General features: G+C 71.1%; 17 protein-coding genes and 1 pseudogene. 11 read left to right on the top strand and 7 right to left on the bottom strand.

What is annotated here, in order from left to right:
- Positions 1–103: 103 nt before the first annotated feature.
- The 3 genes from ADL15_RS31015 to ADL15_RS31005 form a co-directional block, all read right to left on the bottom strand.
- Positions 104–2,902 (bottom strand): S8 family serine peptidase, encoded by a 2,799-nt coding sequence (locus ADL15_RS31015; protein ID WP_067698565.1) that lies wholly within the window; start codon positions 2,900–2,902, stop codon positions 104–106.
- 134 nt (positions 2,903–3,036) lie between these two features.
- The gene (locus ADL15_RS31010; protein ID WP_067698563.1) at positions 3,037–4,239 is read right to left on the bottom strand and encodes an MFS transporter; all 1,203 of its coding nucleotides are present in this window, start codon (positions 4,237–4,239) and stop codon (positions 3,037–3,039) included.
- 345 nt (positions 4,240–4,584) lie between these two features.
- The gene (locus tag ADL15_RS31005; protein ID WP_067698613.1) at positions 4,585–4,992 is read right to left on the bottom strand and encodes a DUF6069 family protein; all 408 of its coding nucleotides are present in this window, start codon (positions 4,990–4,992) and stop codon (positions 4,585–4,587) included.
- Between the two features lie 310 nt (positions 4,993–5,302).
- Here ADL15_RS31005 and ADL15_RS31000 point away from each other — a divergent pair, with 310 nt between their 5' ends.
- Together ADL15_RS31000 and ADL15_RS30995 are read left to right on the top strand one after the other, a co-directional pair.
- Positions 5,303–6,463: a sensor histidine kinase gene (locus tag ADL15_RS31000; RefSeq protein ID WP_083971956.1), complete on the top strand. Its 1,161-nt coding sequence runs from the start codon at positions 5,303–5,305 to the stop codon at positions 6,461–6,463.
- Positions 6,451–7,140 (top strand): response regulator, encoded by a 690-nt coding sequence (locus ADL15_RS30995; protein ID WP_067698561.1) that lies wholly within the window; start codon positions 6,451–6,453, stop codon positions 7,138–7,140. The genes ADL15_RS31000 and ADL15_RS30995 overlap by 13 nt, the downstream gene beginning before the upstream one ends.
- 149 nt (positions 7,141–7,289) lie before the next feature.
- On the opposite strand, the gene ADL15_RS30990 is transcribed toward ADL15_RS30995, so the two are convergent.
- The gene (locus ADL15_RS30990) at positions 7,290–7,574 is read right to left on the bottom strand and encodes an antibiotic biosynthesis monooxygenase (RefSeq protein ID WP_067698559.1); all 285 of its coding nucleotides are present in this window, start codon (positions 7,572–7,574) and stop codon (positions 7,290–7,292) included.
- 95 nt (positions 7,575–7,669) lie between these two features.
- On the opposite strand from ADL15_RS30990, the gene ADL15_RS30985 reads away from it, so the two are divergent.
- Positions 7,670–8,107 carry a MarR family winged helix-turn-helix transcriptional regulator gene (locus tag ADL15_RS30985; RefSeq protein WP_067698557.1) on the top strand — a complete coding sequence of 146 codons (438 nt, stop codon included), beginning with the start codon at positions 7,670–7,672 and terminating at the stop codon, positions 8,105–8,107.
- A 53-nt stretch (positions 8,108–8,160) separates the two neighbouring features.
- Here ADL15_RS30985 and ADL15_RS30980 read toward each other — a convergent pair whose 3' ends face one another.
- On the bottom strand, positions 8,161–8,658 hold the full coding sequence (locus ADL15_RS30980; RefSeq protein WP_157441707.1) for a hypothetical protein: 498 nt from the start codon (positions 8,656–8,658) through the stop codon (positions 8,161–8,163).
- A gap of 965 nt (positions 8,659–9,623) precedes the next feature.
- On the opposite strand from ADL15_RS30980, the gene ADL15_RS53350 reads away from it, so the two are divergent.
- Positions 9,624–9,788, top strand: coding sequence for a hypothetical protein (locus ADL15_RS53350; protein ID WP_157441706.1), 165 nt, complete (start codon positions 9,624–9,626; stop codon positions 9,786–9,788).
- Here the strand turns inward: ADL15_RS53350 and ADL15_RS30975 are convergent.
- Entirely contained in the window at positions 9,785–10,633 is an 849-nt protein-coding gene (locus ADL15_RS30975; protein ID WP_067698553.1) for an SDR family NAD(P)-dependent oxidoreductase, read from the bottom strand. The two genes, ADL15_RS53350 and ADL15_RS30975, sit on opposite strands and share 4 nt — an antisense overlap.
- A gap of 125 nt (positions 10,634–10,758) precedes the next feature.
- Here ADL15_RS30975 and ADL15_RS30970 point away from each other — a divergent pair, with 125 nt between their 5' ends.
- The 5 genes and pseudogenes from ADL15_RS30970 to ADL15_RS30950 all read left to right on the top strand — a co-directional run bounded on the left by ADL15_RS30970 (position 10,759) and on the right by ADL15_RS30950 (position 14,721).
- The gene (locus tag ADL15_RS30970; RefSeq protein ID WP_067698551.1) at positions 10,759–11,604 is read left to right on the top strand and encodes a helix-turn-helix transcriptional regulator; all 846 of its coding nucleotides are present in this window, start codon (positions 10,759–10,761) and stop codon (positions 11,602–11,604) included.
- Between the two features lie 171 nt (positions 11,605–11,775).
- Positions 11,776–12,098, top strand: a pseudogene (locus ADL15_RS30965) (hypothetical protein); the annotation flags it as partial.
- A gap of 33 nt (positions 12,099–12,131) precedes the next feature.
- Complete coding sequence (locus tag ADL15_RS30960; protein WP_067698548.1) at positions 12,132–12,665, top strand: S1 RNA-binding domain-containing protein; 534 nt, start codon at positions 12,132–12,134, stop codon at positions 12,663–12,665.
- 102 nt (positions 12,666–12,767) lie between these two features.
- A complete protein-coding gene (locus ADL15_RS30955) occupies positions 12,768–14,030 on the top strand; it encodes an alkaline phosphatase (protein ID WP_083971953.1) in 1,263 nt (420 codons plus the stop codon).
- A 28-nt stretch (positions 14,031–14,058) separates the two neighbouring features.
- The gene (locus tag ADL15_RS30950; protein WP_067698546.1) at positions 14,059–14,721 is read left to right on the top strand and encodes a hypothetical protein; all 663 of its coding nucleotides are present in this window, start codon (positions 14,059–14,061) and stop codon (positions 14,719–14,721) included.
- Here ADL15_RS30950 and ADL15_RS30945 read toward each other — a convergent pair.
- A complete protein-coding gene (locus tag ADL15_RS30945; protein WP_067698544.1) occupies positions 14,718–15,470 on the bottom strand; it encodes a GNAT family N-acetyltransferase in 753 nt (250 codons plus the stop codon). The genes ADL15_RS30950 and ADL15_RS30945 overlap by 4 nt on opposite strands.
- A 459-nt stretch (positions 15,471–15,929) precedes the next feature.
- Between ADL15_RS30945 and ADL15_RS54540 the strand changes: the two genes are divergently transcribed.
- Positions 15,930–16,148, top strand: coding sequence for a hypothetical protein (locus tag ADL15_RS54540; protein WP_198171087.1), 219 nt, complete (start codon positions 15,930–15,932; stop codon positions 16,146–16,148).
- Complete coding sequence (locus ADL15_RS30940) at positions 16,115–17,149, top strand: MFS transporter (protein ID WP_338025586.1); 1,035 nt, start codon at positions 16,115–16,117, stop codon at positions 17,147–17,149. Before ADL15_RS54540 ends, ADL15_RS30940 begins: the two co-directional genes overlap by 34 nt.
- Positions 17,150–17,304 lie beyond the last annotated feature (155 nt).

Raw genomic sequence — 17,304 nt, 5'->3', positions numbered from 1 at the left:
GGGAGCGCCGTGGCGCCCCCGGACCGGTTCTCCGATCAGGCCGGCCTTCTTGTCAGGCCGGCCTTCTTGTCAGGCCGGCCTTCTTGTCAGGCCGGCTTTCTCGTCAGGCCGGCGCGAAGCCGGTCAGGTGCAGCGAGAAGGCCCGGATCGAGCCCACATCCGCGTTCGCCGCGTCGGTCACCGTGAACTTCCACGTGCCGTCGGCCGGCGAGACCCGCAGCGACGACAGCGCGCCGGCCGGCTTCCACGACCCGGTGAACGGCGCGTTGCTCGACGTCACCGTGGCGAACGGGGTCGCCGCCGCGTCGTCGAACACCACCTGGCACAGGTTGTTGCCGCCGCCGCCCCGCCGGGCGAACAGCGTCGCCGTCCGGCCGTCCGGTGCGGTAAGCGTTCCGGTCAGGTCACCGACGAAGGTGTGGTCGAGCCCCACCGTCGTCGACGCGGTGTCGGTGGTGCAGGTGGTGCCGTCGATCGAGAACGTCAGGCCGGAGGCGTACCCGACCCCGCTGACGTCGACGGTCGCGGTGGCGCCGGTCGGGTCGTTGTCCGGCACCGGGGTGACCGGGCCGGTGTAGGCGAAGTCGGTGACCGTCGCCGACGGCTGCCCGGTCGGCACCACGACCGTGCTGGTGGTCGGCGAGAGCGAACCGGCGAACGAGATCTTCACCAGGAGCGTGACCGGCCGGCCGAGCGGATACCCGGCGGCCAGCTTCAGCTTGTAGTTCTTCGACTTGGTGGCGCCCGCGGCCAGGTTCCCGTACGACACGGCCCGCGGGGTGACCGTCGCCAGCGGGTCGTCCGTGTCGACCACCACGTTCACGCCGGTGGCCGTGCCGTCGCCGTTGTTCACCGCGGGCAGCGCCACGGTCGCCTGCTCACCCGGCTCCAGGTACGCGTCCCCGTCACCGGTCGACGGCGTGACCGTCGGCGTGCCGGCCTGGACCAGCGGCTGCGGGGTGGCGCCGGTGTTGCGCAGCAGCAGGTCGGCGCGGACCACACCACTGCCGGTGCGGTTGTCGTACCCGGCCGGCGTCAGGTCCAGCGCGGTGCCGGTCAGCGTGGTACGGATCTCCGCGTTGGACAGCCCCGGGTTGCCGGAGAGCGCCAGCGCGGCGATCGCGGCGGCGTGCGGTGCGGCTGCTGACGTACCGAAGAAGGGGTCGAAGTCGGCGATCGACGTCCGCACCCCGTCCGCCGCGGTGATCTGCGGCTTGGCCCGCACGGTCCCGCCGGTCGCGCTGAAGTCGCCCGGCGTGATCGGCGTGCCGTCGGCGTTGAAGAAGATCCGGCGCGGGCCGTCCGAGGTGAACCGCTCCGGCTTGGTCTGCTTGGTGAACACCTCCGGGTACGGCCCGGCCGGGTTCGCCGGGTCACCGGTCTCCAGGGCGAACGGCAGCGGCGCGGCAGCCGGTGCGGCGGCCACCGAGAACGCCTTCTCCGCGGCGCTGTGCCCGCGGGTGACGCCGGGCGTGGAGAAGCCCTTGAGCGCGCCCACGTCCACGAACCGGCCGCGGAACACCGAGAGCTGCAGGTACCGGTCGGCGCCCGCGTACTTCACCACGGCCAGGCGCTGACCCGCGCCGGAGCCGGCGGCCAGGATCTCGAACGGATCGTCGTCGCCGTCCTGGGTGTCCTGGGAGAAGTCGGTGACGTTGCCGGCCGAGTCGGTCAGGTACAGGTCGTAGTCGTTGGCCGAGCCGGCCAGCGGGTCGGCCCACCAGAGCGTGGTCACCCGCCCGGCGCTGTTCGGCGACAGCGGGTTGAACACCTGCACGCCCGGCCCCGGGTCGAAGTCGTGCGCGATGCCGGCGAACTTGCCGATCCCCTTGCCCGAGTCGGCGAAGTCGCCCTCCCAGTTGCCGGAGGTGCCGTCGAGGGTGTTGCCCTCGTTGCCGGCCGAGCTGAAGTAGTACGCCCCGTCCGCGGTGACCGCGTTGACCGCCTGCGCCGGCAGGCCGTCCTGGAACGGGCTCTCGTGGTAGTAGACGACGTCGTCGACGATGATGTCGCAGTGCGCCTGGGAGCGCAGCGCGCGGATGTTCTCGGCGAAGCTCGCCTCGCTGGTGAACGCGGTCGCGAAGCCGAGCTTCGCGGTCGGCGCCAGGTCGTGGATGATCTCCAGCATCGCGGTGCCCTCGTCGCCGGAACCCTCCTGGCCGGGCAGCACGTCGAGGTCGGCCGGCAGGTCACCGGTGGCCTGCGACTCGGCGAGCGAGTCGATGCCGTCGGAGAGTGCGCAGACCTTCACGCCCACGCCGGTCACCTTGTACTTGGTCCGCGCGGTGTCGGCGGCGTGGGTGCGGTCACCCTCCGAGACGACCGATCCCTGACTGGGTGCGGCGAGTTTCGGCGCGGCGGCCTTCGCGGCCTGCAGGGCGCCCTCGATCCGGGCCACCTTTGCGGACTTCGACTCGGTGACCGGCTTCTTGCCCGGGTCGGTCTCCCGGCTGCTGATCAGGCCGTGCTTCAGGTTGACGCCGGTGACGTCCTTCCAACCGGCGATCGTCGGCAGCGCGGTGAGCGGCGCCTCGACCAGCACGGTGCCGGTTGCCGCGGACGGGAAGCGGATCCCGGCGCCGACCCCGCGCAGCCGGGCGAGCAGGTCGTCACCGACCTTGTCGGCGTGCACCTCGACCTCGGTGGTGCCCGATTTTGATACCTCGACACCGGTGGACACCTTGGGCAGCGCGCCGGCCGGCACCTTGCCGCCGCGTTGACGTAGCTCGATGGCGAGCCGGCTGTCGAGCTTGCGCTCGGCCGGCGTGAACGACTTCTTGAGCTGCTGGAGCGCGGCGATCTGTGCGTAGGTGCGCGCTGCCGGATCGTCCGGCGCCTTCGCGTTCGCGCCGGGCGTGGTGAGACCCACGGTGGTGACCCCGATCGCCAGGATCGTGGTCACCCTCCGGAGATGACGTCTGCTGACTTCGTTCAATGCTCAGCCCCCACTGATCAACATCAATACGATGTCTGTGGATGCTAGTGGGGGCTGATCAATATGTCACTGATGGTGGTCAATCTTTAACAGCGCGTTGATCAGCTGGAACGAAGCTCCGTGTGCTGCGGGGTCACCGCCAGGATCAGCACCGACAGGGCCGCGCAACCCGCGGCGCCGACAAAAATCAAACCCGGATTTCCGTACGAAAGTGACCACCCGAACACGACGCCGCCCGCGACCGGAACAGCGGTCTCCGCGAGCGCGCCGATGCCGGTCAGCGCACCTTGCACCGCGCCCTGCTCCGCGTCCCCGACGGCGCGCGAGATCCACGCCTGCCCGGCCGCGGCGCCGACCGCACCCAGCACTCCGATCGTGAGCAGCACGAAGAGCATCCACGGCGCGGAGGCGACGACCATGCCGGCGAAGCTCACGACACCGACCAGGCCGCCGGCGACCGCGGCCCGCTTGTCGCCGAGCCGCCGCACGATCGGATCGACCGCCCGCGCCTGGAACAGCGCACCGGCCAGCGCGCTGCCGGCGATCACGGCGCCGACCTGCGCGGTGCCCCACCCGAACCGGTAGGTCAGGAAGAACGCCCAGCTCGACTGGTGGATCATCCGGGCCACGTCGCTCCAGAGCCGGGCGTGCGCGAGCCGCCCGAGCACCGGCCGGCGCAGCACGTCGAGGACCGCGGAGATCGGGTTCGTGGTCCGGAGGGTGAGCGGGGTGCTGCGGTCGCCGGCCCGGGACTCGGGCAGGACGAACCATCCGTACGCGACGTTGGCGAACGACAGTGCCGCCGCGGCGAGGAACGGCAGCCGTACGTCCACGGTGCCGAGCAGCCCGCCGATGGTCGGTCCGGCGACGAACCCGAGCCCGAACGCCGCGCCGATCAGCCCGTACGCCTTGGCCCGCCCGTCCGGTGGGGTGACGTCCGCGATGTACGCGTTGACCACGGTGTTCGTGCCGGCGCACGCCCCGGCGATCGCGTGGAAGACCAGCAGGGTCCAGGGGCTCGGCAGCGCGGCGTGGGCGAGCCAGTCGACGCCGAGGCAGCCCAGTGAGGTGAGCAGGACGGGACGCCGGCCGTACCGGTCGGAGAGCCGGCCGAGCAGCGGCGCGGCCACGAACTGCAGCAGCCCGAACACCGACCCGAGCAGCCCGGACCAGAGTGCGGCGGTGCCCGGATCGGCGGTCACGGCGGTGAGCAGGGCCGGCGTGATCGGCACGATCAGGCCGAGCCCGAGCATGTCGACGAAGACGGTGACGAGCAGGAAGGGGAGGGCGGGTGCCCGGTGCATCGTGGCTCCAGAGTGTCGAGAGGGCAGGGCCCCCTCGCCTCTCGCCGTCCGCTCTCACGGTCCGCCGAAGATACGGAGGATCAGATTATCGGCACTGTCAAACAATTTTCTGACCAGCCAAAACCCCAACCCGCCTCCGCGCGTCCCGTGTTTTCTCGCGCTGCTCGCGCTGCTCGCGCTGCTCGCGCTGCTCGCGCTGCTCGCGCTGCTCGCGGTGCTCGCGGTGCTCGCCCGTCTGGCGGTGCTCGCGGTGTGCGGGGTGCTCGCGGTGCGTGCGTGGCTTGTGTGTGAAGTTTGGGTGCGCTCCGCACCTAAACTTCACACACTCGGTAGCGGCGCTGGTGTTCAGCAGCCGCGTCGGGACGGGAGGCCGATGATCAGCGCCAGGCCGACGGTCAGGTGCAGGCCGAGCAGGCCGAGCTTGCTGCCGAGGTCGACGCCGCTGCCCAGCGGCCCGGCCAGCGAGATCAGCAGCACGATCGTCGCGATGATCCGGTAGGTCCGGGCCGGGCGGCGGGTGCCGCGCTCCAGCACCGCGAGCAGGCCCCACGCGGCCAGGCCGGCGACCAGGGCGGTCACCGCGACCGCGACCGGGCCGACGTGCTGGACCGTGCCACCCTGGCGGACGGTCAGGTCGTGGCCGGCCCACGGGTCGTCGACCACCCACAGCAGGAGGGCTCCGGCGGTACCGGCGGCGACGGTGACGGCCCGGCCGATGGTCGAGTTCTTCCTGGTACGCATCTCGGTTGTCATGCCGCTGAGCGTGCCGGTCCGGCCACCCCGGCCACATCGGACCGCGGGCTGCCCGGCCACCCGCCTTCGACGGTGGTACCTACAACTTTGGATGGTGTCGCCGCTCGCCACCTGCCGGTTACCGTCGCCTGGTGAACATCTCCGCCTCCGTCGAGCCTGCCTCGGCCGGGTCTGCTCTCTCCAGGCGCGCGTCGGCCCATGTCGGTTTTGTCCCGGCCGGGCCTGCCTGCGCCTTCGTCGGACCGGCTGTCTCGGCTGGGTCTGCGCTCTTCCGGGCCTGCGGCATGTGCGCGTTGTCCGGGTCGTCGGTGTGAATGCCTTTGAGCCGGCCGAGCGCGGGCGGCACGAGATCGTCGGCGCGGTCGCCGTCGTGACGGCCGTTTCGGGAGTGTTGATCGCGGTGACGCTGGTGTCCTGGTGGAGCGACCAGCCGACTGGATCGCTGTTCGTGTTCGACCTGGTCATCGGCGTGCTGAGCTGGGCGTTGACCCCATTGATTCTCTGGCGGCCGGTCCTCGGCACGGTCGTGCTCACCGTCCTGGCCGCGCTGTCGCCGGTCGCCACCGCGCCGGCCACCATGGGCGCGCTCCAGGTGGCGCGCCGCCGCCGTTTCCCGGTCGCGATCGCCGTCGCGGCCGGTGGTGTCGTCGCGCACGCGGTCCAGGGTGTCTGGCGGGCCAACGGCGGGATGTCCTACGGCTGGTGGCTCGCGCTGATCACTATCGGATACGGCGCGCTGCTCGGCTGGGGCGCGTGGGCCCAGGCCCGGGAGGCGCTGATCCGGTCGTTGCACGAGCGGGCCCGCCGTGCCGAGGCGGAGCAGGGCCGCCGGGTGGCCGAGGCGCGCATGCTGGAACGCCGCAAGATCGCCCACGAGATGCACGACGTGCTCGCGCATCGGCTGTCGCTGCTGGCCACGTTCGCCGGCGCGATGGAATACCGGCCGGACTCCTCGCCCGAGCGCCTGTCGCAGGCCGCCGGGGTGGTCCGGGCCGGGGTGCACCAGGCCCTCGAGGAACTGCGCGAGGTGATCTCGCTGCTCCGCGACGACGAGCCGCCGACGGGGGAGGGCACTCGTCCGCAGCCGGTGCTCGCCGACGTACCGCGCCTGGTCGACGAGTCCCGCGACGCCGGGACCGAGGTGCTGCTGCGCGACGCGGTGGACGAGCCGGCCGAGGCGCCACCGGCGGTGGCTCGCACCGCGTACCGGGTGATCCAGGAGGGACTCACCAACGCCCGCAAACACGCCGCGGGCCAGCCGGTCGAGGTCGAGCTGCGCGGTGGTCCCGGCGCGGGGTTGCTGATCGACGTACGAAATAAACTGCCACCCCGGCCCGCGCCACCCGCATGGTCCGGGGGAGCGGGCCTGGTCGGGCTCACCGAACGGGTCAGCCTGGCCGGCGGCACGCTCGACCATCAGGAGATCGGCGGCGAGTTCCGGCTGCACGCGTCGATACCATGGCCGGTGTGAACCTCCCGGTACGTGCGCTCGGCGACGACACTCCGGTGCGCGTGCTCGTGGTGGACGACGATGCCCTGGTCCGCGCCGGGCTGACGATGATGCTCGACGGCGCGCCGGGCATCATCGTGGTGGGCGAGGCCACCGACGGCGACGAGGTGTCGGCCATGGTCGACGCGCACGCCCCCGACGTCGTACTGATGGATCTGCGCATGCCGCGCGTCGACGGGATCACCGCGACCCGGCGCCTGCGGGCCCGCCCGCGACCGCCCGAGATCATCGTGCTGACCACCTTCGACACCGACGAGAACATCCTGCACGCGCTGCGCGCCGGAGCCAGCGGCTTCCTGCTCAAGGACACCCCACCGGCCCGGATCGCCGAGGCGGTCCGCCAGGTTGCGGCCGGCGAGCCGATCCTGTCGCCGCGGATCACCCGCCGACTGATGGACCGGGTCGCGGTCCAGGCCGGCGCCTACGCCCGGGCCCGCGCGACCCTGGCCGCGCTCAGCCCCCGGGAACGCGACGTGGTGATCGCCATCGGTCAAGGCGGCAGCAACACCGAGATCGCCCGCTCCCTCGACATGACCCTGGCCACGGTCAAGACCCACGTGTCGCACATCCTGACCAAGCTCGACCTGGACAACCGCACCCAGATCGCCCTGCTGGTCCACGACGCCGACCTGGCCTGACCTCCCGGCGTGGCACCCCTCCCCGAACCTGACCAGATCGGCGCGGTTGCCCACCGCTCTGCAGTTCCTCGGAGTAGTTGGGCTCGGCGCTTGCTTGGCTCGGCTGGTTTGCGGCTCCGCGCCCTCGGAGTGCCCGTCGGCTCGGCCGGCTACTGCTCCGCTCCCTCCTCTGAACTGATCAGCTCGGCGATCGCGGCGAAGAAGGCCGTGATACCGGGCAGGTTGGCGCCCTTGGCCCGGGACGCGGCGAAGTCCGCTGGGCTGTCCCAGAACACGATGTCGAGCCACTCGTCGCCGGGCAGCTGCACCAGGTGCGCGTCGCGGAAACCGGCGCGGTCGGCGCGAAAGTCGGCGAGCATCGCAGGCCGGGCCGCGACCAGGTCTGCGGCACGCTCCGGGACAACGCGGAATCGGGTCAGTTCAACGGTGGCCATGAGATCCTCCAGGTCGCTTCGGCTACTACCACAATATAGTCCAGAATTTGGACCGTCCAATCTGTGGACTAATCCAGAAGGGTGGCGTAGGTTACATGGGTCGCACCGCACGCAAGACGGAGTCGCCGGACCTCGGCATGCTGGCGGCCCGGCTGCTGTTCAGCCTCCAGTCCGAGTTGTTCCGCCGCGGCGCCGAGCTGGGGTTCGGCGACTTGCGCCCGCAGTACGGCGCTGTCCTGGCCTATCTCGACGAGGAGGGTTCCCGTCAGACCGAGCTCACCCGTCTCGCCGGTCGTAACAAGCAGACGATCGGCGCGATCCTCGACGAACTGGAGAAACTTGGCTACGTCTCCCGCGTTCCGGACCCGGCCGACCGTCGCGCCCGCCTGATCGTCCCGACTGCCCGCGGCCGGGAGTGGATGGACCTCTCCGACGGCATCGTCGCCGATATCGAACGCCGGCACGCCGCGGAACTCGGCGCGGCGACCTACGCCGCCTTCCGTGAAACCCTGCAAGCGATCACCGAGGCTTGATCCGGCCGGCTTGATCCGGGCGGCTTGATCCGGATGGCTTGATCCGGGCCGGCTCACTCGGCGGGTTCGACGCCCAAGCTTTCGAAGGCGCGGGCGGCCTCCCGGTGGTTCTTCGCCTGCCAGAGTGCGCCGGGTGCCACGCACAGGGCGGCGAACCCGGCGAAGAAACTCACCCCGAACCAGACGTCGGTGGGCGCGTCCTCCTCGACCGTCTGCCCGGCCTTGCTGAAGAAGTACCGCGCGGCCACCACGAAGATCACGATGCTGATCAGGCCCACGGCCATCCAGATGCGTCCGCGCAAGGTCTCGCGCTGGGCGCGCGCCTGCGGTGGGAGGTCGGCCACGCCATTGCGTCGCAGCCGTTCGGCCTCCAAGATCGCGCGACCCTCGGCGGCCGTGAGGTTCAGTTCGGACAGCAGCCGACGTTGGGGGATGAGCAGCAGCGCACCGAGGGCGAGCCCGATCGGCGCCCCGAGCCCGACCGGGAAGTCGGTGTCGGTGGCGATCAGCACGACGAGCAGGAGCAGCACCACCGCGATCGTGACCAGCATCGAAATCTTCAACCGCCGGTTGCTCCGAACCAGCCGGTCCAATTCAAGTGGCTTGAGAACACGCATCGTCATCTATCCCCCGCACGCAGTGGCCGGCCGCCTTGACCGGAATCTACCGCCCGCCGCCCAGCCCGAAATCCTGCGATCAGCCATCATGGACAGTGCGTGCCGCCGGATTTCCGGCCGCCGCTTCCTCCGATCAGGACGGTGATCCGCCCGCCCCCGCCTTGCCGTGACCGCCACCTGCTGCTGCCCCGGCTGGTGCTGGTGGCTGCCTCCGGCCATCCGAGACGGCCGCCAGCACCAGCTGACCGCGCCCAATGCCGCTCAGCTTAAGTTGATCTCGATGGGCCGGTGGCGGCCGGAACCGCCCGGCCCGCGAGGTCATCCCGGCCCTGGCGGTGGCGCGGGTGACCGGCTGCCGGCGAGTACGCGGCCGTGCGCTCGCGGCCGGGATGTAACCGGTCCCGACCGAGGGGTGAACACGGTGTCTGCCCGGGAAGCGTCGAGCACGCTAATCGCCGGCTGGTCGCCCCTCGATCACCCTGTGGCCGGCGAGGGGTGCACATGCCCGCTCGGATGCACCTGTCACTGCTGGGCGGGGCGGTAAGAGTCCGCAATGCCAGATCGCGTGCGGTTACCGCCCACCTGGGGGCGGTAACCGCACGCACAACCCGACCGCGGACAGCCACCGCCCCAAACCCGACCGAGCGCGGACGGCTGCCGCCCCTTCGGCGCCGAGCGCGGACGGCTGCCGCCCCTTCGGTGCCGAGCGCGGACTTCCACCGCACCGGCACCGATCACCAACAACGCTGACCGTTACAACAACACCGAGCGACTGGACATCTCGGCCCGCAACAACACCCCTACCCACCCGCGCCGAACACATCGGGAACCACCCCAAGACCGCAGAGCCCCACCGAGATCAAAATGGGCTGAGCGGCATTGACCGCGCCCGGCTGGCGGTGACGGCTGCCTCAGCTGGCCGGAGGGAGCAGCCACAACCGCGTGGCCGTGCGGGTCTGGGCTGGCTGCTGCGCGGCGCCGGTGACGACTGGATCGCGGACTTCGACGAGGGGCTGACCTGGCTGCTCGACGGCTTCGCCCGGACGTTGCCGGGCGGAGGTTAGCCGACGAGCGCGGCCGTCGCCTCCCACAGCTGCCGGGCCACCGCCGCGTCCTGCCCGGCCCGGCTGGGCTGGCGGATCAGCGGATACCCGGTGAAGCTGAAAAGCCCGTCCGGCCCCACGTAGGCGTTCCCCGGCACGTCCTCGGTGGCCGCGTACAGCAGCGGCAACGCGCCCTGCTCCACCCCTTGGACCAGGAACGGCATCCGATTGATCAGGCCCAATGTCGAATGTGACACCAGGCCGGTCCGCGCCACCCCCGGATGCGCGATCACCGACCGGACCGGGCTGCCCGCCGCCGTCAGCCGGCGCTGCAATTCCAGCGAGAACAGCACCACCGCGAGCTTCGACGCCTCATAGGCGGCCAGCGAGTTGTACTTGCGAGCCCGCCAATCAAGATCGGACAGGTCCAGCTTGGCGAACCGGTGCAGCTGGCTGCCGACCGTCACCACCCGGCCGGTGATCCGGGGCAGCAACAGGTCGGTCAGCACGAACGGCCCGAAGTAGTTGGTCGCGGTCTGCACGTCGAACCCCTGCGCCGTGCGTGCCGCCGGGACGTCCATCACCCCGGCGTTGTTGACCAGCACGTCGATGTCACCGGTCCAGGACGCGGCAAACTGTCGTACCGAATCGAAGTCAGCGACATCGAGCCGCCGGACCTCGAACTCTCCGCGCATCCCGGCCACCGCACGCCGCGCCTTGTGCACGTCACGCACGGCCAGCACCACGTGCGCGCCGACCCGCCCGAGCTCACGCGTCGTCACCAGCCCGATCCCGCCGCCCGCGCCGGTGATCACCACTGTCTTACCGGTCATGCCCGTCAGCTGCTCCGCGGTCCACTTGGCCATTACCGAAACTCCTCGAGTAGGGGGCCTCCAGTAGGCGCCGCTCGGCCCACCCGGATGAAGGCCCTGCTCAACCGCTGAATGCCAGGGCGTGGCTAACCACCGCCCGGCTGCTGGACGATGAGCGGGTGGACACAGCACTGGACCGGGACGGCCTGGCCGCCTTCCTGCGCGGACGCCGGGAAGCCCTGCAACCCGAGGACGTCGGACTGCGCCGCGGCCCCCGCCGGCGCACCAGCGGCCTGCGCCGCGAGGAGGTGGCCGAGTTGTGCGACATGTCCGCCGACTACCTGGCCCGCCTCGAACGGGGCAGCGGCTCGCAACCATCCGCACAGATGGCCGCCGCCATCGCCCGCGGCCTTCGCCTGACCCCGGACGAACGTGACCACCTGTTCCTGCTCTGCGGTCACCGCCGGCAACCCCAGCACCGCGGCGACACGCACATCAGCCCCGGACTGCTCCGCGTCATGGACCGCCTGCAGGACACCCCGGCCCAGATCGTCGGCCCGATCGGCGAGACGCTGCTGCAGACCCCGCCCGCGGTCGCACTGCTCGGCGACGAGACCCGGCACACCGGCCCGGCCCGCAGCGCCCTCTACCGCTGGTTCACCGATCCGCGCGCCCGCGACCGCTACCTGCCCGAGGACCATCACCTGCACAGCCGCGTCTACGTCGCCGTCCTGCGCACCGTCATGACCGCACAGGGTCCCGGCTCGCCGGCCGCGTCACTGGTCGCTGACCTGCAGGAATACCCGGAGTTCACCGAGCTGTGGCACCGTCAGGAGGTCGGCCTGCGCTGGAGCAACGCGAAACGCTTCGTCCACCCCGAAGTCGGCCGCCTCGACCTGTTCTGCCAAACCCTGCTCGACCCGGACCAGAGCCAGTCCCTGCTGATCTTCACCGCCTCGCCCGGCACGGAGAGTAACGACAAACTCTCCCTGCTCACGGTCCTCGGCACCGAGACGTTCGCTTAAAACCCCATATGGTACGAATAACGAGCGCTCGTCCGTAGGCTACAAGCCACGTCCCGTGCCGGTCTCGCGCGACACCGCAGCCACTCCCGGCCGAGGCGCGTCCCCAGGTCCCGGCTGGCTCCCAGGGGTGTGTCCGCCCCCTCGAGACACCCCTGACGCCCAGCCGGTTGGCACACTGGCCCGCATGACAGGTCTGACCGCGGAACACGTGGTGGATGGTCGCGCTCCGCAGACCCCGGCTCTCGCCCCGGACGGCCGTCGGATCGGGTCGCCGGCCGAGTCGGCCAGGAGGAATGGACCGACATCCTGACCGGAATCGACCTGCTCATCACGCGGCTCTCGGCGGCAGCACCGGCTGGTCCGGCCCGGGCCCGCACCCGCATGACGCGGTCAGCCCGATCTCCTTCGCCGGCCGCATCCGTACCCCGGTCCTGATCCTGCTCGACCTGCTGCACCGCACCCGCGCCTGGTTCGACCGCTGGCTCCGAGCCTGAGCAGCCCGCGCCGGCCGTGGCATCATCCGGTGGGTGAACCAGTCCGAGAATCCTGAGCTGTGGGCCTTTCTCGGGGCGCTCCGCCCGGAACAGTCGCTGACCGGCACGGTGGCGGCCATCGAGCGCTTCGGCGTCTTCGTGGACCTGGACGAGGGACCGAAGCATCCCGTCTTCCCCGGCGTCGGCTTCATCACCATGCCCGAACTGTCCTGGCTCTGGTTCACCGACGCGTCAGAGATCGTCTCCGTCGGGGAGCGGATCACCTGCGAATTCCTGCAGTTCGACACCACCAACGGCGAGGCCCGCCTGTCACTGTGCGCCACCCGGCCCAACCCGTTCCAGCAGTTCGCTGAGACCGTTCATCCGGGGCAGGTCCTGCGCGGTCCGGTCACCAAGCTGGTCCCGTTCGGGGTCTTCGTCCGGGTCGCGGACGGCATCGAGGGCCTGATCCACCTGAACGACCTCGCCGCCGCACCCGAGGCGATCCGGGTCGGTGACGAGGTCGCCGTCACGATTCTCGAAATCGACCCGGCGCGGCGCCGTGTCGTCCTGTCCCAGCGCCTCTGACCTGCTGAAATGGATCTGGCGACCGCCGAGGCGTTTACTGAGGATCGACGTCCGTCACTGGGCGGACACTCGCGGTGAACACCGACGCTGGAGGAGGACACGATGGTCAGGGACGTACGCCGGGTGACGGCACCGATCGTGACGGGAGTGCTGGCCGCGGCCGGTCTGGTCCTGGCGAACCCGCTGACCGGAGCCGCCCCGCACGGGTCCGGCCGCCCCGCGGTCCGCAACGTCATCTTCATCAACGGCGACGGGATGGCCGCCGCCCACCGCGAGGCCGCCCGCCTGTACTACGCCGGCCTCGACGGGCAACTCACCATGGACACGTTCCCGTCCTCGGGGCAGTTGACCACCAGCCCGGACGACCCCGAGGACGTGGTGACCGACTCGGCCGCGGGCGCCAGCGCGTGGGCCACCGGCGTGCGGACGTACAACGGCGCGATCAGCGTCGACCCGGCCGGTAAGGCGCTGCCCACCCTCGGCGCGCAGGCCAAGGCGGCCGGCAAGGCGACCGGCCTGGTCACCACCGCGCAGGTGACCGACGCCAGCCCGGCGGCGTTCTTCGCCAACGCCACCGACCGGGCCGTGCAGGACGACATCGCCCGGCAATACCTGCAGGTCTCCAAGCCGGACGTGATCCTCGGTGGCGGCGAGGACTGGTGGCTGCCGGCCGGTTCACCGGGCGCCTACCCCGATCAGCCCGCCGAGGATCCCACCGAGGGCAGCCGCGGCACGAAGGGTGACCTGATCGCGCAGGCCCGCGCCGACGGCTACCGCTACGTCTCCACCCCCGCCCAGCTCGCCGCGGCCGGCCCCGGCAAGCTGCTCGGGCTCTTCGCCAACCAGGAGATGTTCCAGCAGCGCCCGGAGGGCCAGGGCGACAAATACGACCCGGTGGTCAGCCTGGCCACCATGGCACGCAAGGCGCTGGACACCCTGGCCACCGACCGGGACGGCTTCTTCCTGCTGATCGAGGAGGAGGGTGTCGACGAGTTCGCGCACAACAACAACGGCGCGCGCACCCTGCAGGCGATGGGCGAGCTGGAGAAGGCGGTGACGGTCGCCCGTGACTACGCCGCCCGGCACCGCGACACCCTGGTCGTGGTGACCGGTGACCACGAGACCGGTGGCCTGGCGGTCGAGGAGGTCAACGCCGCCGACGAGTCGGGTGACGGCACCTCCGCCGAGGACGGCCCGTTCCCGGTCAAGGGCAGCACGTTCCGCTTCGTCATCGACTGGACGACCACCGCGCACACCGGCCAAGACGTGCCGATCACCGCTTACGGTCCGCTCGCCGACAGGTTCACCGGGAAACACCCCAACACCTTTGTGTACGACGTACTGAAGCCGGTCTTGACCCGTTGAACCACCCGCGGTCCGGTTGAATGGGGCGGTGACCGTCCATGATCTGGCTGCTGCCCTGCCCGGCATCCCGTCGCTCCGTGACCGGTGCCGGGCCCTGGCCATGGTGGAGGCGATCCTGAACCCGGATCGGGAGACCAGGTACTACGCGTTCGACGCGCACTGGGCACCGGACCAGGAGCTGGCCTCGATGCACAACGGTGCCGGCGACGCCTGGTCGATCGTGTTCACCCCGGCCGGCGCGTTCCTGCGCGGCTTCGACCACGAGTCGCCGATGAACACCACCGGCGACTCCTTCGATCCGTGGCCGGGCCTGCTCACCGGCCTCCCGGAGGTCTTCGCCGCGCAGGTCACCGAGCCGGCGTTCCTCATCGACGGCACGCTGGCAGCGACCCTCTGCCTGTGGCGCCGGCCCGACGACGACCGCTGGCGGGCCGGCCAGATCGACTTCCCGGACGGCGACGACCCGGACGGCGCCGGCTGGTTGTTCCACGTCCTGCTCCAGGGCACCCCGGCGGCATATCAGGACTTCGCCGAGGCCTACTACGAGACCACCGTCCACCTCGACGCGGTCACGTCCGTTTTCGCCCACCACCCCCTCTCCGAGGACCTGATCCACCGTCTGAACCCCGACCTGACCCTGCGAAACCTGGCCGCGGACGCCGCCGAGATCGGTTACCCGGCACCGGCTTAGCGGAGCACCAGCTCCAGGTTGCTGCCCGCCCGCCGCGCGCCGACGCTCTCGAACAGCGCGATGGCCGCCCCATTGGCCTGGTTCACGTCCGCCGACGCCGTCTCGATCCCGCGCCGGTGCGTCGCGCCGAGGACCTCGGCCAGCAGCGCCCGAGCGATCCCCCGGCGGCGCAGCCCGTCCCGCACCGCGATCAGCCCGATCCGGGGCTGCCGTGGCAGCGGCGCCACCCGGACCAGTCCCACGTAGTCACCGGCATGCACCGCCACGGTGTACCTGGCCGGGTCGAGCGGGGGCCACAGCACCTCGGCAGGCATGTTCTGCCATCCGACGGTGGCCTCGACCTCGTCCCGGATGACCCGGTCCAGTTCCCGCAGCGGCTCCTCGTCGGCCGCCGCGATGGTCACGTCCGGCGGCGGCGGGGTTTTGCCGAGCCCGGTGAGCTGCGGATCGGTGGGCATCACGTACTCCCACTCCCGGCGCCGGGGCCCGAATCCGATCCGTTCCCAGCTGATCAGCAGGTCGAGGTCGGCCTCGTCCACCACGGTGTAGAGCGGCCGCGGTAGGTCCGTGAGCATGGCCGCGGCGAGCTGCGCGAACACCGCGCCGTCCCACGCGTCGACGCTGAGAAACATCCGCCCGTCCGGCCTGCGGGTTCCCTCACCGCGCCCGATCACCTGATCGTCGTCGAGGGCGTGCCAGTGCCGTTCCGAAACCCGCGTGACCACGACGACGTGCTTGTCCATATCCATGAGGCATCGCCTTTCCGAGAGCTACTCGTCGACAGGCTCCCCAGCGACCCTTACGTCAGTCGCCCACCTGTGACAACGAGGGGGAGCACCCACACCGAACCAACGTTCACGGGGTCTCACCTCCTCCAGCAGTGCCACGGCCACCCGTACCCTATCGCCATCCGCCACGGGCATGAACGACGACGGTCGCGGTGCCGGTCCCGATTCCCGGCTGGTGCTCAGGGGTGCCTCGAGGACGAGGAGGCACCCCTGAGCACCAGCCGGGAACGCGGAGCACGCGGCCAGTTCGGGCGGTCGACGTATGGTCAGGTTCGGTGAGGGGAAACCCGGCGAGGAGTTGAGGATGCCCGGTCGTCAGAGCGCGCGTTGACGTCATGGCCGTGAGCGGCCCGTCAGACGCGTGCTGCTCCTGACACGTGCGGCACTGCGGAAACCACCTCGCCTTCCAGGGGTTCCTTCGTGCTGCGTAACGCCGATTTTCGTCGTCTCTGGTTCGGGCAGACCGCTTCTCAACTCGGTGAACACACCAGTCTGGTGATCCTGCCGCTGGTCGCGGTGCTGACGCTCGGCGTCGGCGCGGATCAGCTGGGTGTGCTGCGGGCCGTGGCCAGGCGCCGCAACTGCTGTTCACGCTGCTCGCCGGGGTGTGGGTGGACCGCCGGCGCACCCGTACCGTGATGGTTCTGTCGGACCTCGGACGGGCCTTGACCCTGGGCGCGGTCGCTCTCGCCGCCCTCGTCGGTGGCCTCGGTCTGCCGGTCCTGCTGGTCGCCGCGTTCGCCACCGGCACCCTGTCGGTGCTCTTCGACGTGGCCTACCAGGCGTCGCTGGTCCGGCTGGTGCGCCGTGACCAGCTGCTGCGCGGCAACAGCGCGCTCGAGGGCAGTCGATCCGTGGCGCAGCTGGGCGGCCCGGCGCTCGGCGGGACGATGATGTCGCTGCTGTCCGCGCCGGTCGCGGCGGTGTCCGGCGCGCTGTTCTTCGTGGTGTCGGTCCTGGCCATCGCGCGGATCCGGCGCCGGGAAACCGTGCCGGAGCCGGCCGTCGGCGGCCGGCGGATCCGCGAAGCGCTCCGCTTCGTCGCCGATCACCCGCTGCTGCGGCCGATCTGCCTGGCCTCGGCCGCGTTCCAGGTGTCCTTCGCCGCTCTGATGACCGCCTACCTGCTCTTCCTGCCGAGACAACTGCACCTTTCCGGTACGACGATCGGCCTCGCCCTCGCCGCCACCGGCCCGGGCGCGGTCCTCGGCGCACTGCTCGCCGCGCGGCTCCCTGTCCGATTCGGATATGGCCCGGTGCTCATCGCGGCCGCGTTCCTCGGCGACGGGGTGATGCTGTGCCTGCCCGCCCTGCACGGAGCCTCCGGTGGCACCGTCGCCGCGCTGATCGTGGTCAACCTGGTCTTCGGCGCGTTCGGCCAGCTGGTCAACGTCACGGTGATGGCCGTGCGGCAGGCGGTCACCTCCGACGCGATGCAGGGCCGCGTCGCCGCGACGATCTCCTTCGCCGGGATGGGCCTGGCCCCGATCGGTGCCCTGCTCGGCGGCCTGCTCGCCGAGCACTGGGGTCTCCGCACCACTCTGCTGCTCACCGCGGCCGCCATGCTGCTGTCACCCCTGGCCATGACGTTGTCGCCGCTGCGCAGGCTGGGCCCCACCCTGCCCACGCCAGCAGAGTGAGCCCGGCACCGACCAGCCCCGGTCCGGGCTGGCGCCGGCGGAGCGGCCGGTCCCGGCCCGGGCTGGTGTTCACGGCTGCCTCAGCGGCGTCGAGACAGCCGGCAGCACCAGCCGGCGCCGCGGCGTGCGTTGCGGTCCCGGCCCCGGCTGGTCCC

Origin of the sequence: Actinoplanes awajinensis subsp. mycoplanecinus (assembly GCF_001509495.1) — a bacterium.
GTDB lineage: Bacteria > Actinomycetota > Actinomycetes > Mycobacteriales > Micromonosporaceae > Actinoplanes > Actinoplanes palleronii.
The sequence above is the reverse complement of the archived record's forward strand: the minus strand, read 5'-3'. Positions and strand labels throughout refer to the sequence as shown.

Coding starts and splice junctions, on each gene's coding strand:
- ADL15_RS31010 (WP_067698563.1), bottom strand. CDS start 4,239: ATGCACCGGGCACCCGCCCTCCCCTTCCTGCTCGTCACCGTCTTCGTC.
- ADL15_RS31005 (WP_067698613.1), bottom strand. CDS start 4,992: ATGACAACCGAGATGCGTACCAGGAAGAACTCGACCATCGGCCGGGCC.
- ADL15_RS30995 (WP_067698561.1), top strand. CDS start 6,451: ATGGCCGGTGTGAACCTCCCGGTACGTGCGCTCGGCGACGACACTCCG.
- ADL15_RS30990 (WP_067698559.1), bottom strand. CDS start 7,574: ATGGCCACCGTTGAACTGACCCGATTCCGCGTTGTCCCGGAGCGTGCC.
- ADL15_RS30985 (WP_067698557.1), top strand. CDS start 7,670: ATGGGTCGCACCGCACGCAAGACGGAGTCGCCGGACCTCGGCATGCTG.
- ADL15_RS30980 (WP_157441707.1), bottom strand. CDS start 8,658: ATGCTGGTCACGATCGCGGTGGTGCTGCTCCTGCTCGTCGTGCTGATC.
- ADL15_RS30975 (WP_067698553.1), bottom strand. CDS start 10,633: ATGGCCAAGTGGACCGCGGAGCAGCTGACGGGCATGACCGGTAAGACA.
- ADL15_RS30955 (WP_083971953.1), top strand. CDS start 12,768: ATGGTCAGGGACGTACGCCGGGTGACGGCACCGATCGTGACGGGAGTG.
- ADL15_RS30945 (WP_067698544.1), bottom strand. CDS start 15,470: ATGGATATGGACAAGCACGTCGTCGTGGTCACGCGGGTTTCGGAACGG.